At 67.1% G+C, this 13,269-nt stretch carries 11 protein-coding genes; 5 read left to right on the plus strand and 6 right to left on the minus strand.

Annotated elements, in window-relative coordinates:
• Positions 1-149 precede the first annotated feature (149 nt).
• Together D7V88_RS14795 and D7V88_RS14800 are read left to right on the plus strand one after the other, a co-directional pair.
• Positions 150-1,445: a hypothetical protein gene (locus tag D7V88_RS14795; protein WP_120541290.1), complete on the plus strand. Its 1,296-nt coding sequence runs from the start codon at positions 150-152 to the stop codon at positions 1,443-1,445.
• Between the two features lie 57 nt (positions 1,446-1,502).
• Positions 1,503-2,012 carry a DUF1285 domain-containing protein gene (locus tag D7V88_RS14800; protein WP_208726285.1) on the plus strand — a complete coding sequence of 170 codons (510 nt, stop codon included), beginning with the start codon at positions 1,503-1,505 and terminating at the stop codon, positions 2,010-2,012.
• Here D7V88_RS14800 and recA read toward each other — a convergent pair whose 3' ends face one another.
• Positions 2,013-3,038, minus strand: a complete 1,026-nt coding sequence (recA, locus tag D7V88_RS14805; protein ID WP_120541292.1) for a recombinase RecA — start codon at positions 3,036-3,038, stop codon at positions 2,013-2,015.
• A 266-nt stretch (positions 3,039-3,304) separates the two neighbouring features.
• Between recA and D7V88_RS14810 the strand changes: the two genes are divergently transcribed.
• The gene (locus D7V88_RS14810) at positions 3,305-4,696 is read left to right on the plus strand and encodes an NAD(P)/FAD-dependent oxidoreductase (protein WP_208726287.1); all 1,392 of its coding nucleotides are present in this window, start codon (positions 3,305-3,307) and stop codon (positions 4,694-4,696) included.
• An 18-nt stretch (positions 4,697-4,714) separates the two neighbouring features.
• On the opposite strand, the gene D7V88_RS14815 is transcribed toward D7V88_RS14810, so the two are convergent.
• From D7V88_RS14815 to D7V88_RS14835, 5 genes are all read right to left on the minus strand, one after another.
• Positions 4,715-6,325, minus strand: coding sequence for a YifB family Mg chelatase-like AAA ATPase (locus D7V88_RS14815; protein WP_120541293.1), 1,611 nt, complete (start codon positions 6,323-6,325; stop codon positions 4,715-4,717).
• A gap of 228 nt (positions 6,326-6,553) precedes the next feature.
• The gene (locus D7V88_RS14820; RefSeq protein WP_120541294.1) at positions 6,554-7,063 is read right to left on the minus strand and encodes an ExbD/TolR family protein; all 510 of its coding nucleotides are present in this window, start codon (positions 7,061-7,063) and stop codon (positions 6,554-6,556) included.
• Complete coding sequence (locus D7V88_RS14825) at positions 7,063-7,476, minus strand: ExbD/TolR family protein (protein ID WP_120536788.1); 414 nt, start codon at positions 7,474-7,476, stop codon at positions 7,063-7,065. The genes D7V88_RS14820 and D7V88_RS14825 overlap by 1 nt, the downstream gene beginning before the upstream one ends.
• A gap of 101 nt (positions 7,477-7,577) precedes the next feature.
• Entirely contained in the window at positions 7,578-8,261 is a 684-nt protein-coding gene (locus D7V88_RS14830; RefSeq protein WP_120541295.1) for a MotA/TolQ/ExbB proton channel family protein, read from the minus strand.
• Positions 8,262-8,328: 67 nt separating this feature from the next.
• Positions 8,329-9,075 (minus strand): energy transducer TonB, encoded by a 747-nt coding sequence (locus D7V88_RS14835; RefSeq protein WP_120541296.1) that lies wholly within the window; start codon positions 9,073-9,075, stop codon positions 8,329-8,331.
• A gap of 230 nt (positions 9,076-9,305) precedes the next feature.
• On the opposite strand from D7V88_RS14835, the gene D7V88_RS14840 reads away from it, so the two are divergent.
• Both D7V88_RS14840 and D7V88_RS14845 read left to right on the plus strand, forming a co-directional pair.
• A complete protein-coding gene (locus tag D7V88_RS14840; protein WP_120541297.1) occupies positions 9,306-12,491 on the plus strand; it encodes a TonB-dependent receptor in 3,186 nt (1,061 codons plus the stop codon).
• Between the two features lie 30 nt (positions 12,492-12,521).
• The gene (locus D7V88_RS14845; protein WP_120541298.1) at positions 12,522-13,226 is read left to right on the plus strand and encodes a hypothetical protein; all 705 of its coding nucleotides are present in this window, start codon (positions 12,522-12,524) and stop codon (positions 13,224-13,226) included.
• Positions 13,227-13,269 lie beyond the last annotated feature (43 nt).

Here is a 13,269-nt window from a genome sequence, read left to right on the forward strand (position 1 = left end):
CGGCCCCCCAGACCCCTCCCGCTGGATCCGCGTTGGACCTGGAGTCTCCCGTGGCCTCCGCTCCTCCCGAGCAGCCCTCCCCGGTCACGCCCGAGCGGACCGCTGACGCCACCCCGGCCGCGACAGGGGCGCATCCGGTGCGGAGCGCGATGCGCCTGTGGCTGTCGGCCTACCGGGTGGAGGTGGTGTTGTTCCTGGTGGCGTTCGCGGTGCTGTCCAGCTTCAGCTCGCAACGCTTCCTCCGGCAGAGCGCCGCGCCGCACTTCATCTACCAGGCGCAGTCCTGGCTGGACGGACGGCTGGACGTGGATCCGCAGGTGTTGCCCAACCTGGAGGACTGGGCCTGCGTGCGGCTGGTGGATGGGCAGAAGGTGCGGTGCGAGGGCCGCCCGCTTCGGGATGATCGCTGGTTCGTCAGCTTCCCGTCGTTCCCCGCAGTGGTGATGCTGCCCTTCGTCGCGCTGCACGGCTACCAGTTCAACGACACGTCCTTCGGTGTCTTCGTGGGGGCGCTCGCGGTGGCGCTCTTCTATTCGCTGCTGCGCTTCCTCGCTCAGGAAGGGGAGACGGAGCGCAACCGCGATGACAACGTGCTGCTGTCGCTCGTGCTCGCCTTCGGGACGCTGTTCTTCTACTGCGCCATCCGGGGCGAGGTCTGGTTCAGCGCGCAGGTGATGGGCGTGGCGCTCACGTGCCTGTACGTACGCAATGCGGTGCGGGCCCGGCGCCCCCTGCTCGCCGGCCTCTTCTTCTCCATGGCGGTGCTCACCCGCACGCCGCTCGTCTTCGCGGGCCTCTTCTTCGTCCTGGAGGCGCTCTGCCCGGGACCGGACCGGCTGGCCCAGCTCAAGGCGCTGCCCACCACGTGGAAGCCCGCGCTCCGCAAGCTCGTGTTCTTCGGTCTGGGGGCCGCGCCCCTGGCCGTGCTCGCCGCCGCGTACAACGTCTACCGCTTCGGCAAGTTGGGCGAGTTCGGCCACTCGTACCTGTTCAACAACCGGGTGAACGTAGACATCGACCGCTTCGGGCTCTTCAACATCGAATACCTGTCGCGCAACCTCCAGGCCGCCTTCTTCAAGCTGCCCCAGGTTTCGCTGTCTCCGCCCCGGTTGTCGTACGACCCGCATGGGCTGTCGCTGCTGCTCACGCTGCCCCTGCTGGTGTTCCTGCTGGTGCCCCGCACGCGTCCCCGGCTGCACTGGCCCCTGTGGCTGACCGTGGCGGTGTGCGCGCTGCCCGGCCTCTTCTACCAGAACACCGGTTACATGCAGTTCGGCTTCCGGTTCAGCCTGGACTACACCCCGTACCTGTTGCTGCTCTTCGCCGTGGGAGGCTGGTCCCTGCGCAACCGCGCGGTGCTGGCCGTGCTGGCGCTTGGCGTGCTGGTGAACTCCTGGGGCGCCGTGGCCTTCCGTGGCTACACGGAGTACGTCCGGAACTGGTAGGCGTTCGGGGCCCGGTGGCTTGCCTTCGCCGGGCTCCGCGCGCAGATAAGAGGAGACATGCAACCTCCCTCCGGTCAGCCCCCTCCTGGCAAGCGTTGGCACACCCGTGAGGACAGCGGCATCCGCCTGGATGCCACGTTGCGCTGGTGGCACGACGACGAACCCATCGAGCACCCGAAGATCATCGAACTCTTCAACGCCTCCCTGGTGCTGGATGATGATGGGCGCTACCAGCTCCGCATCGCCCCGGACTGGTGCTACGTCCAGGTGGAGGACGCGGCCTACGAGGTTCGCACCGTGGACATCACGCCCGATGAGCGCGTGTCCCTCCGCTTGAGCGACCGGACGGCGGAGGCCCTGGACCCGACCTCGCTCCAGCTTTCGCCCGAGGGTGTCCTGACCTGTCGTGTGAAGCAGGGCAGGGCGAAGGCGCGCTTCTCGCGCGATGCGCAGTACCAGTTCGGCGAGCTGCTCGAAGAAGGTCCGGAAGGGCACCTGCTGCTGCGGGCGGGTCAGCGACACGTGGAGGTCCCCCTCTCGCTGGATGCGTTCCAACCGGCTTCCTAGCTAGGCCGCCTCGACGGAAGCCTGCGCCACAGGAGGCGCGGCAGAGCCCGCCAGCTCGCGAGCCAGGGACTCCAGGACCTCCGGATGTTCGCGCAGCCATTCGGAGGCCCGCTCGCGCCCCTGGCCGATGCGCTCTCCGCGCAGGCTGAAGTGGCTGCCGGACTTCTCCACCAGGCCCGCGCTCACGGCCAGGTCCAGCACCTCGGCGGTGCGGTGGATGCCCGTGCCATAGAGCACGTCGAACTCCGCCTCCTGGAACGGAGGCGCCATCTTGTTCTTCACCACCTTCACGCGGGCCCGTGAGCCCACCACCGCGTCGCCCTCCTTGAGGTTGCCCGTGCGGCGGATCTCCATCCGCACGGACGAATAGAACTTCAGCGCGTTGCCGCCCGTCGTCGTCTCCGGGTTGCCGAACATCACGCCAATCTTCATGCGGATCTGGTTGATGAAGATGATGCACGTGCCGGAGCGGCTCACCGCGCCGGTGAGCTTGCGCAAGGCCTGACTCATCAACCGCGCCTGGACGCCCATGTGCGCGTCGCCCATCTCCCCTTCGATTTCCGCGCGAGGCACCAGCGCCGCCACCGAGTCCACCACGATGAGGTCCACGGCACCCGAGCGCACGAGTTGCTCGGTGATCTCCAGCGCCTGCTCCCCGGTATCGGGTTGGGCCACCAGCAACTCCGCCGTGCGCACCCCCAGCTTGCGCGCGTAGGACAGGTCCAGCGCGTGCTCCGCGTCGATGAAGGCCGCCACTCCGCCCACGGCCTGCACCTGGGCGATGGCATGCAGGGTCAGCGTCGTCTTCCCGGAGGACTCATTGCCGAACAGCTCCACCACGCGGCCTCGCGGATAGCCGCCCACACCGAGCGCCCGGTCCAGTCCCACCGAGCCCGTGGGAATCACCGCGACCTTCTGCTCCGGAGCATCCGCGCCGAGCGTCATCACCGCGCCCCGGCCGAACTGCTTCTCGATGGATGCCACCGCCGCCGCCACTGCCTTCAACTTCTCCGTCAGCTTGCTCATCTCGTCCGACTCCCTCGCCGCCCCGTGGGCTGGATGCCTCGGGCGGGTGGGACAGCAACGGACATGCCGCGTCGCCTCCCAGGCGATGGCTGCCCAGGAGCGTCCAGGTCGGTGGCCGCCGTCCCGCGCGGCGGAGCGACACGGCTGTCTCCCGGCCGTTGAGAAGGCTTCCAGACGAGGGGGGCCGCATAAGCGGGCACGGGGGGCTCGTGACAGTCCATCTATGTCAGACACCGTGGCTTTCGTTGAATCCCAGGGGCTGCGGTATGACGTTTCCCATTGTGAAAACGACCCGTGAGAACCTTCCCCATGTGGTCATCCTGGGAGGCGGCTTCGGCGGCCTCTACGCGGCCCGGTACCTGCGAAAGGCGGGGGTGCGCGTCACGATGGTGGACCGTCACAACCACCACCTCTTCCAGCCGCTGCTGTACCAGGTGGCCACGGCCACGCTCAGCCCGAGCGACATCGCCGCGCCGCTGCGGGCGATTCTCGGGCGCAATCAGGTCCAGGTATTGCTCGCGGAGGTGACCGGGGTGGACACCGCGAACAAGCGGGTCCTCCTGGCGGATGGCGAGCTGGCATATGACTTCCTCATCGTGGCCACCGGGGCGACGCATTCGTACTTCGGCAACGATGCGTGGTCGCGCCACTCGATGGGATTGAAGACGGTCGAAGATGCCCTGGAGATCCGCCGCCGCGTGCTGCTCGCCTTCGAGCAGGCCGAGCGCGAGCCGGATCCCGAGCGTCGCCGGGCGCTGCTGACCTTCGCCATCATCGGAGCAGGCCCCACGGGCGTGGAGCTGGCGGGAGCCCTGGCGGAGATCAGCCGCAATTCCTTGTCGGGCGACTTCCAGAACATCGATCCCCGGGATGCGCGCGTCATCCTCATCGAGGGGATGGACCGGGTGCTTCCCACCTATCCTGAGAACCTCTCGGGCGACGCCCGCCGGGTGCTGGAGAAGCTTGGCGTGGAGATCCGCACGGGCACCCGGGTGACGAACATCGACGCCACGGGCGTGGACATGGGGCCCGAGCACCTGTCGGCCCGCACGGTGCTCTGGGCCGCGGGCGTGGAGGCTTCTCCGGTGGCCCGTTCGCTCGGCGTGGAGCTGGACCGGGCAGGGCGCGTCCCGGTGACGCCCGAACTGACCGTGCCCGGTCATCCGGACATCTTCGTCGTGGGGGACCTGGCGCTCGTCAAACAGGACGACGGAAGCACCGTCCCGGGTCTGGCGCCCGCAGCGATGCAGGAGGGCAAGCACGCCGTGCTCAACCTCCGCCGGCAGCTCGCGGGCCAGCCGATGCAGCCCTTCCACTACTGGGACCGGGGCAGCTACGCCGTCATCGGCAGGGGCCATGCCGTGGGCGTGGCCTTCCGCCGCGTCCAGCAGTCAGGCTTCATCGCGTGGCTGGCCTGGCTCTTCATCCACCTCACCTTCCTCATCGGCTTCCGCAGCAAGCTGGCGGTGCTGCTCAACTGGGCCTACTCGTACCTGACCTTCGGCAGGTCGGCGCGAATCATCACGGGGCCCGCGCCCCTGCTCGAGGCCCGCGCCCCGGCGCGCCTGCCTGGAGAGGCGCAGGGAGTCGCGTCGCCGGTGGTCGCGGAGCCTCCCGTCGTTCGTGATGCTGCCACCCCCGCGATCGTTCCTTACTGACGGTCGCGGCTCCGGACGTCAGGACTTGCCGTCCGGTGCATTTCTCCATGCAGGGGAGGAGGGGCGTGAAGCATCCGTCGCCCCCTGGGTGTTGGCATGCAACCAGCCCCGGCGATCCAGCATCCGGCAGTCGACCGCGAGCTGCATGTCGACGTCCTCGATGCGTCCATGTCCTTCCAGGTCCGCGCGTGTCAGCGCCAGCTTGAGGATCCGGTCATGCGCGCGGGCGGACAGGCCATGGTGGCGGACCGCGAGCTCCAGCATCTGCTCCGCGCGGGGAGACATCACGCAGTAGCGGCGCAACAGGTGCGAGGGCATCTGGGCGTTGCAGTGCACGTCCGGCGCATCCTGGAACCGGGCGCGCTGCCGCTCGCGGGCGGCTTCCACTCGCTGTCGGTAGTACTGGCTGGGCAACTCCTGCGTCTTCGCCGCGAGCTGGTGGTACTCCACCGGTCGTGTCTGCACGGTGATGTCGATGCGGTCCAGCAGCGGACCGCTGACGCGCGCGTGGTAGTCGAACACGCGGTGCTCCGCGCAAGTGCACGTGCGCCCCGGCACGTTGAAGTAGCCGCACGGGCAGGGATTCATCGCCGCCACCAACATCACCCGACAGGGATAGGTGATGTGCTGGCTTGCGCGAGCCAGGTGGATGGCGCCTTCCTCCAGCGGCTGGCGCAGCACCTCCAGCACGTTCTTGCGGAACTCGGGAAGCTCATCGAGGAACAGCACCCCGTGGTGGGCCAGTGACAGCTCTCCGGGCCGCGCCGCGGGCCCCCCACCCACGAGCCCCGCATCGGACAGCGTGTGGTGTGGGGCGCGAAAGGGGCGCTCACGCATCAGCGCCTGCTCGTCTCCCAGCAGTCCCTGGATGGAGTAGACCTTCGTCACCTCCAGGGCCTCGTTGAAGGTCATCTCCGGCAGGATGCCCGGCAGCCGTCGCGCCAGCATCGTCTTGCCCGAGCCGGGAGGGCCGGCCATCAAGACGTTGTGGCCGCCGGCCGCCGCGAGCTCCAGGGCCAGTTTCAGCTCCGGTTGGCCCCGCACATCGGCCATGTCGGCGGTTGCCTTGCGGGGGCTTGCCCCCGGCCTTGTCTCGCGCATCAGCGGCGTGAGCGGAGCGCTTCCGGTGAGATGCCCCACGGCCTCACGCAGGTGGGCCACGGGCAGCACCTGGAGCCCCTCCACGAGCGCCGCCTCCGCGGCGTTGGCGGCCGGCACCATCACCCCCCGGAAGCCCCCGTTCCGAGCCGCCACGGCCAGGGGAAGCACGCCCTTGATGGGCTTGATGGAGCCATCCAGCGAAAGCTCGCCGCCAAAGAGGTAGAGCCCCAGCGGCTCTTCCTCCATCAGCCGCGCCGCGGCCAGGACCCCCAGCGCGATGGGCAGCTCGAAGGCAGCTCCCTCTTTGCGGAGGTCCGCGGGCGCCAGGTTGACGGTGATCCGCTTCTGGGGAAGGTCGAAGCCAGTGTTTTTCAGCGCGGAGACGACCCGCACCTTCGACTCCCGAGCCGCCCCTTCCGGCAACCCCACGACGTTGAAGTAGGGCAGCCCGAGTGCCATGTCGACCTCGCACTCCACCACCACCGCGTCGATGCCCATCAACGCCCCCGACCGCACCCGAGCCAGCATCGTCTCCCCCTCCCCACCTGCACCGGGGGAGGGCAGAGCAATGCCCATACCGGGAGCCCCACCTCACGAAGTGGCCTGGGGCTCCATCCGCCGCGCCAGACGTCCCGTCCCGGGCGGGGACCCCGGGCCCCAAAAGCAAGAAGCCCGCTGACGGGGAAGGATCCCTGCCAGCGAGCTTCTCGTTGAAACCTGCGACTGCTGAAGGGCGTCAGCCCGGCCTTGCGTGGTTTAGGGCGTCGGGGCAGGCGTGGGCGGAGCGCCCTCGGGCGTCGTCGTCGTGCCCTGGATGACCGCGTTCTGGGGCAGCTCGGTGGCCATGCCCAGGATCTTCGCGCCCGCGGCGCGTGCGCCGTCGAGTGCCACGACGAGCTTGCCGTAGTTCGCCGCGTCGTCCGCCATGAAGAAGACGACCTTCTCGTCCGGCTTCTTGGAGTTCAACATCCGCTTGAGGCGGGTGACGTAGTCGGCGGCGGGGATCTGCTCCGTGTTGATGGAGTAGACGCCATCCTTGTCCACCTGCACGACGATCTGCTGAGCGTCGGGCTCGGGCGGCGGCTGGTTCTCCTCGACCTCCGTCTCCGGGACCCGGACGAGGATGTCCTTCTCCAGGAGGGGGGTCACCACCATGAAGATGATGAGGAGCACCAGCACCACGTCCACCAGGGGCGTGACGTTGATCTCCGAGTTCGGCGCGGATGAGGGCTTCACCCACTGACGCTGCTTGTGTCCTCGGGACATTACTTCTTCTCCTCGACGCCCAGGGCGATCTGCTTCGCCTTCGCCTTGCGCGCCGTGTCCAGCACCTTGCGCACGTCGCCCACGTTCAGGGTGTTGTCACCCTTCAGCAGGATCTTCTTGCCCGGATCCTTCACGAGCTCCGCAGCGATCTTCTCCTGGAGGCCTTGCTCATTGACCTCGTCGTTCTCCACGAACACCTTCTTGTCCGTGGTGATGGAGAGGACCAGCGGGTCGGCGTCCTTGCCGCCTTCCTTCTCGATCTCCGTGGCCTTGGGCAGCTCCACGGACTTTCCGCGCTGGAGCATGGGCGTCACGACCATGAAGATGATGAGGAGCACCAACACCACGTCCACGAGGGGCGTGACGTTGATCTCGCTCTTGATGCCCCCTTTGGGGCCTGCTGACATTCCCATGCGTGCACCTGTGTCCGGGAAGGGATTCCCACTCCGGGGCAGCTCGGCTGGTTACAGCCGGGCCGCCCTCGGGGGCGGGATGTCCCAGGGGTGGGCTTGAACTAAGCCGCGTGCGAGGACTGGGCGCCGCCGCCCACGTGCCGCGCAACCACGTCCAGGAACTCGTTGGAGGACTCGGAGATGTCCACGGCGCGGGCATCCACCCAACCCTGCAGGAAGTTGTAGACCATCACCGCGGGGATCGCGACGAGCAGACCGAACGCGGTGGTGATGAGCGCCTCGGCGATACCGGCCGAGATGGTGCCCAGACCGCCGGAGCCGGCCGCCGCCATCAACTGGAAGGCGTTCACGATGCCCATCGTGGTGCCCAGCAGGCCCACGAACGGCGCCGTCGAACCCACCGTGGCCAGCACGGTCAGACCGCGCTTGAGGCTCTGCACCTCGCGCTGCGCCTGGCGCTCCAGCGCCCGAGCCACGGACTCCACCGCGAGGTCCTTGTTGCCCGGGTTGATGCGGTACGCCGTCAGACCGGAGTTGATGACGCGGCCCAGGTGGCCCACGTCCTTGCCCAGGTTGGTGTTCGCGGCGGTGGCCAGATCGCCCTTCGCGAGGATGGCGCCCATCTTCGCGGCGAAGTTACGGCTGTCCGAGCGCGTCTTGCGGAAGACGATGATCCGCTCCGCCATGACGACCAGCGACGCCACCGACATGATGGCGAGGGTGAAGATGATCATGCGGGCGAAGAGGCCCGTGTGATTCCAGATATCGACAAGAGTGAATTGCATGGCTATGGAGCGCTCCTCCTCACGAGCGCGGGGTAGATTCGGCTGACTGCTCAGCGGGTGCGCTGGATCAGCGCGGCAGCTTCAGATTGAAGTTGAAGGTGTACTGGACCTCGACCGGCCGGCCCTGGAACGTGACGGGCTTGTAGCGTGAGGCGGCCAGTACGTCCATCACGGCCTGCTCCATGTGGGGGAGCGGCTTGATGACGCGGCAGCGCTCGACCTTCCCCTCGGTCGTGATGACGCACTTCACGATCATCAGGCCCTGCACGCGCGCCTCGATGGCCTCACGCGTGTACGACACCTCGGGACCACCGATCTTCTCCGGGCGCGTCATGCCCTGACCGAACGACAGCACGTCCGTGCCCGTTCCGCCCAACTGCCCGCCCACCACGCCGCCAATCACACCCCCGACCACGCCTCCAACCACACCGCCGGCGACGCCACCCTCCACGCCACCCTCGACCTCCGCCTCGCTCGCCTCTTCCTCCTCGGCTTCGGGCGGGGTCTCCGTCTCCTCCGGCTTCTGCTGAGGGATCTCCTTCGGCTGCACGATCACGTCCTTGGGCTTCTTCGGCGTGATCTTCTTCTCCGTCTTCGGCTTCGAAGCAGGAGGAGGCGGCGGAGGAGGAGGCGGCGGCGGCGCCATGGTCGCCTTCAGCGTGACCTCGACCTCCTTCTCCTCGATCGGAGGAGGACGCGTGGACAGGTAGGCCACCAGACCCAGCAGGCCGATGTGGAGCACCGTGGAGATGCCCGCACCGACGCCGAAGCGCGACCTGGGTCCTTGCCCACGGTCAAGGACTGAATCGAACATGCACGTAACTCCTCTTCACCAGTGGACTGCCCGTCCCGCCCTGCCCGGATTGAAGGGCGGCTACCATACAGAAAAGGGTTCCGGGTTCAAGCAACCGTGTCGGGCGCCGCCGACGTGATCGCGCCAATGCCCCACTGGTCACCAAAAAGCAACGGTCTATTGACAACTGCTTGACCTCGGATATTTTCCGAGGTCATTTTCGGTTGCAGCCCACCTTGGAGGGGTTTGGTATGCAAGTGAAACACGTACTTCGGGAAACCGGAGTTGTCCTTGCTGCGGGTCTTCTGTACGGATCAGCAGCTTTCGCGCAGTCCAGCGTCATTCTCGGCACTGTCATCAACACGGAGGACAAGAAGCCGGCGGCCGATGTCGTTGTCACGGCCACCTCACCCAACCTGCAGGGCGAGCAGATCGTGGTTACCGACGCTCAGGGTAACTACCGTATTCCCCAGCTTCCGCCGGGCACGTATACGTTGCGGTTCGAGAAGGAGTCGTTCAAGCCTTACGCCCGCCCGGAAATCCAGCTGCTCCTCAACCGCACCATCCGCGTGAACGTGGAACTCCTGCCCGACAACTTCTCGTCGACCCAGGAAATCATCGGCAGCCCGCCGACGATCGACGTCGGTTCCACGAACACCGGCGTGAACGTGGATCAGGAGTTCATCAAGCGCATCGCGGTGGCCCGTCCGGTGGGCAAGGGTGGCGCGACGCGCTCCTTTGAGTCCCTGGCCGAGCTCGCCCCGGGCGCCCAGTCCGACCAGTACGGCGTGTCCATCAACGGCACGACCTCGCCCGAGAACGGCTACGTGGTGGACGGTCTGTCCACGAACGACCCGGCCTTCGGCGTGAACGCCAGCCCGCTGAGCATCGAGTTCGTGCAGGACGTGAACATCATCACCGGCGGCTACATGCCGGAGTTCGGTCGCTCCACGGGCGGTGTCATCAACGCGGTGACCCGGTCGGGCTCCAACGAGTTCCACGGCTCCGTGTTCGCCAACTGGACCCCGGGCGCCTTCGAAGGCAACCGGAAGCTGGTCATCGAGGACGGCACCACGGTCACCGGCCTGAACGCCCTGAGCAACCTGGGCGACTTCGGCGCGACCCTCGGTGGTCCCATCCTGAAGGACAAGCTCTGGTTCTTCGCGGGCTTCACGCCTGCGTTCCAGCGCTACGAGCACACCCGTGCGCTCAACGCCTTCACCCTGAACGACGACGGTGACATCGCGACGGATGCGAACGGCTTCAGCGTGGTCCAGGAGATCCCTGGGTCGCAGCGGAAGTACTTCGCGGACTCGCGCACCATCCAGTACATGGGTAAGTTGACGTACCTCATCAACCAAGACCACAACGTGTCGTTCTCCCTGAACGGCACCCCGACCGTGTCGGGTGGTCTGGGCAAGCTGTCCATCAGCCCCCGTACGGGTGGTCTGCCGGGTGCGCAGACGACGCGTCCCGAGGACATCGGCCAGACCGAGAACCGCGCGAACTCCACGGGCCTCGGCTTGAAGTACGCCGGCGCCTTCATGGACAAGAAGATCCTGATCGACGCGAACGCCGGTTGGTTCCACCAGACCGCTTCCACGCCTCCGGCGGACGGCAGCGCCATTGGTGACACGACGGGCTTGGCGGGTTACGCGCTGGCGCAGTACACGGGTCGGCGTCCGCTGACCACGTTCGAGAGCATCCCGAACGCGGAGCAGTACTGCGGCACGACCACGGCGGAGCAGACCCTGCGCTGCCCGGCGACGAACTACCTGGTCGGCGGCCCCGGCTTCATGTCCGAGGCCACGCTGGACCGCTACCAGATCAACGCGAAGGGCACCTACCTGCTCAACGCGCTGGGCACGCACGTCTTCAAGGCGGGCGTGGACGCGGAGTTCCTGTCCTACGACCAGAAGAAGGCGTACTCGGGCAGCGTGTTCTGGCAGGAGGCGGCCGCCGCGTACAATGGCGCCACCGTCCCGATCTGGTCCGACAACCGTCGCTACGGCTACCAGACGGCGCCGGACTCGCCGGTCTTCGAGACCCTGCAGCAGACGTCGACGAGCGGCACCACCATCGGTGGCTTCCTGCAGGATAGCTGGTCGATCGCCAACCGCGTCACCCTGAACCTGGGCGTCCGCTACGACGTGCAGTCCATGTACGGCGGTGACGGCAACCTGGCGCTGCAGCTCGGCAACCAGTGGTCGCCCCGGCTCGGCGCCGTGTTGGATCCGTTCGCCAACGGCCGCGCGAAGCTGTTCGTCAACTTCGCCCGGTACTACGAGCAGGTTCCGCTCAACATGATGGACCGTGCCTTCCCGGGCGAGCGTCGCTTCGGTGCGCGTCGCTTCCTGGCGGAGCCGGGTGCGGCGGGCGGTTGCGACCCGTCGACGCTGGAAGGGCAGCGCGGAAGCTGCGCGGACCCGGGCCTCGTGGTTCCTCGCGCGGAAAGCAGCCTGAACGCGAACGAGTTCTACAGCGGTGGTCTGGTTCAGAACCAGGCCGTCGACCCGGACATCAGCCCCCAGTCCTCCGACGAGTTCGTGGTCGGTGGTGAGTACGAACTCCTGGCCAACACCCGTCTCGGTGCCACCTATACGCACCGCAACATGGGCAAGGTCATCGAGGACATGAGCCGCGATGACGGCAACACGTACTTCCTCGGCAACCCCGGCAGCGGCTTCGCCAAGGAGTTCCCGACGCCGGTGCGTGACTACGACGCGGTCACCGTCTACCTGAACCGCACGTTCACGGACGGCTGGCTGGCGCAGGCGAGCTACACGTGGTCCCGCCTGTACGGCAACTACCCCGGTCTGTTCCGCCCGGAGAACAACCAGCTCGATCCGAACATCCTCGCGGACTTCGACCTGATCGACCTCCTGGCCAACCGCTCGGGTCTGCTGCCCTTCGACCGTACGCACGCCATCAAGGTGTTCGGCGCCAAGGAGATCAACTTCTCCAACGCGCTGTCCGCCAGCATCGGTCTGTCCTACCGCGGTAACTCGGGCCAGCCGATCAACTACCTGGGCGCCTACCCGGGTTACGGCCAGGACGAGACGTTCATCCTGCCGCGTGGCACCGGTGGTCGCACCCCGTGGATCAACAGCGTCGACTCCAACGTGGGCGTCAACTACCGCATCAGCAAGGACAACGTCGTCACCTTCACCCTGGACGTGTTCAACCTCTTCAACTTCCAGGGCGTGGACAGCGTGGACGAGTCCTACACGTTCGCTCAGGTCCTCCCGGTGTTCGACGAGGCGACCCAGACCCCCGGTACGGCGGCTGACCTCCCCACGGCTGACAGCCCGGGCAGCGTTCCGCGCGCGGACATCGAGGGCAACCTGGCGTTCGAAGACGTGAACAAGAACTTCAAGAACCCCGACCGCTACCAGGCCCCGCGGCAGATCCGCTTCGGTGTCCGGTACACGTTCTAAACCAACATCCACGTGAGGAAGATCAGCAACATGCGCAAGAGCATTCTTTCAACGCTGGTGATGCTGGGGACGGCAGGCAGCCTCACCGCCTGCGATTTCGAGCAGCCGAGTGCCGGCTGCATCGTCCAAGAGGGTGTGTGGTTCGCGAAGTACGAGGCCCTCGACGCCCCCACGGGCGCTGACTGCGCCGATTCGGAGCCGCTCGCGGGCGATGACCTGGGCGTGTTCAAGTTCGCGAACCCGGACCAGGGAACGTCTCAGCTCGTGATTCGTCCCTACGCCCTGGCGTCGCTGGGTCAGTTCGACCCGGCCAATTCGTACGCCGGCCTCCAGACCATCGGAAGCCTGGAAACGACGACGGACGCGGACGACTTCTGCAAGGCGACGGAGTTCAACTCGGCTGGCGTCAACGCCAGCACGGGCAAGTACGCTGGCGCCGCCGCGGAAGCGATCACGTACCAGTTCGACAACGTCCAGGTGTACTCGAACCCGGGTGCGCCGGGCACGCAGATGGCCGGCGAGCTCACGTACACGAACAACGGCTGCGTCTCCCACTACGTCTGGCGGGCGATGTGGCCGTCCACGGGCTGCGACCCCGAGGCGGATCCGGCGGATCCGACCAGCGGTCCGGTGCTGTGCGGCGAAGGCTCCGGCATCAACCCGGACTTCAAGGTGCAGTGCGATGAGGAACTGCACGCCTGCGTCCTGACGGACAACGTCCCGTCGTTCAAGTAGTCGTCGGTCCTACTCGGCGACCCTGAAGGTCTTCCGCGGCCCC

It is taken from the genome of Corallococcus terminator, from assembly GCF_003611635.1.
GTDB classification, from domain to species: domain Bacteria; phylum Myxococcota; class Myxococcia; order Myxococcales; family Myxococcaceae; genus Corallococcus; species Corallococcus terminator.

What these genes read in the sequence shown, in the direction of transcription:
- D7V88_RS14825 (WP_120536788.1), bottom strand. Translation starts at nt 7,476, where the DNA reads ATGGGAATGTCAGCAGGCCCCAAAGGGGGCATCAAGAGCGAGATCAAC.
- D7V88_RS14845 (WP_120541298.1), top strand. Translation starts at nt 12,522, where the DNA reads ATGCGCAAGAGCATTCTTTCAACGCTGGTGATGCTGGGGACGGCAGGC.
- D7V88_RS14830 (WP_120541295.1), bottom strand. Translation starts at nt 8,261, where the DNA reads ATGCAATTCACTCTTGTCGATATCTGGAATCACACGGGCCTCTTCGCC.
- D7V88_RS14835 (WP_120541296.1), bottom strand. Translation starts at nt 9,075, where the DNA reads ATGTTCGATTCAGTCCTTGACCGTGGGCAAGGACCCAGGTCGCGCTTC.
- D7V88_RS14820 (WP_120541294.1), bottom strand. Translation starts at nt 7,063, where the DNA reads ATGTCCCGAGGACACAAGCAGCGTCAGTGGGTGAAGCCCTCATCCGCG.
- D7V88_RS14800 (WP_208726285.1), top strand. Translation starts at nt 1,503, where the DNA reads ATGCAACCTCCCTCCGGTCAGCCCCCTCCTGGCAAGCGTTGGCACACC.
- D7V88_RS14810 (WP_208726287.1), top strand. Translation starts at nt 3,305, where the DNA reads ATGACGTTTCCCATTGTGAAAACGACCCGTGAGAACCTTCCCCATGTG.
- D7V88_RS14840 (WP_120541297.1), top strand. Translation starts at nt 9,306, where the DNA reads ATGCAAGTGAAACACGTACTTCGGGAAACCGGAGTTGTCCTTGCTGCG.
- D7V88_RS14795 (WP_120541290.1), top strand. Translation starts at nt 150, where the DNA reads ATGCGCCTGTGGCTGTCGGCCTACCGGGTGGAGGTGGTGTTGTTCCTG.
- recA (WP_120541292.1), bottom strand. Translation starts at nt 3,038, where the DNA reads ATGAGCAAGCTGACGGAGAAGTTGAAGGCAGTGGCGGCGGCGGTGGCA.
- D7V88_RS14815 (WP_120541293.1), bottom strand. Translation starts at nt 6,325, where the DNA reads ATGCTGGCTCGGGTGCGGTCGGGGGCGTTGATGGGCATCGACGCGGTG.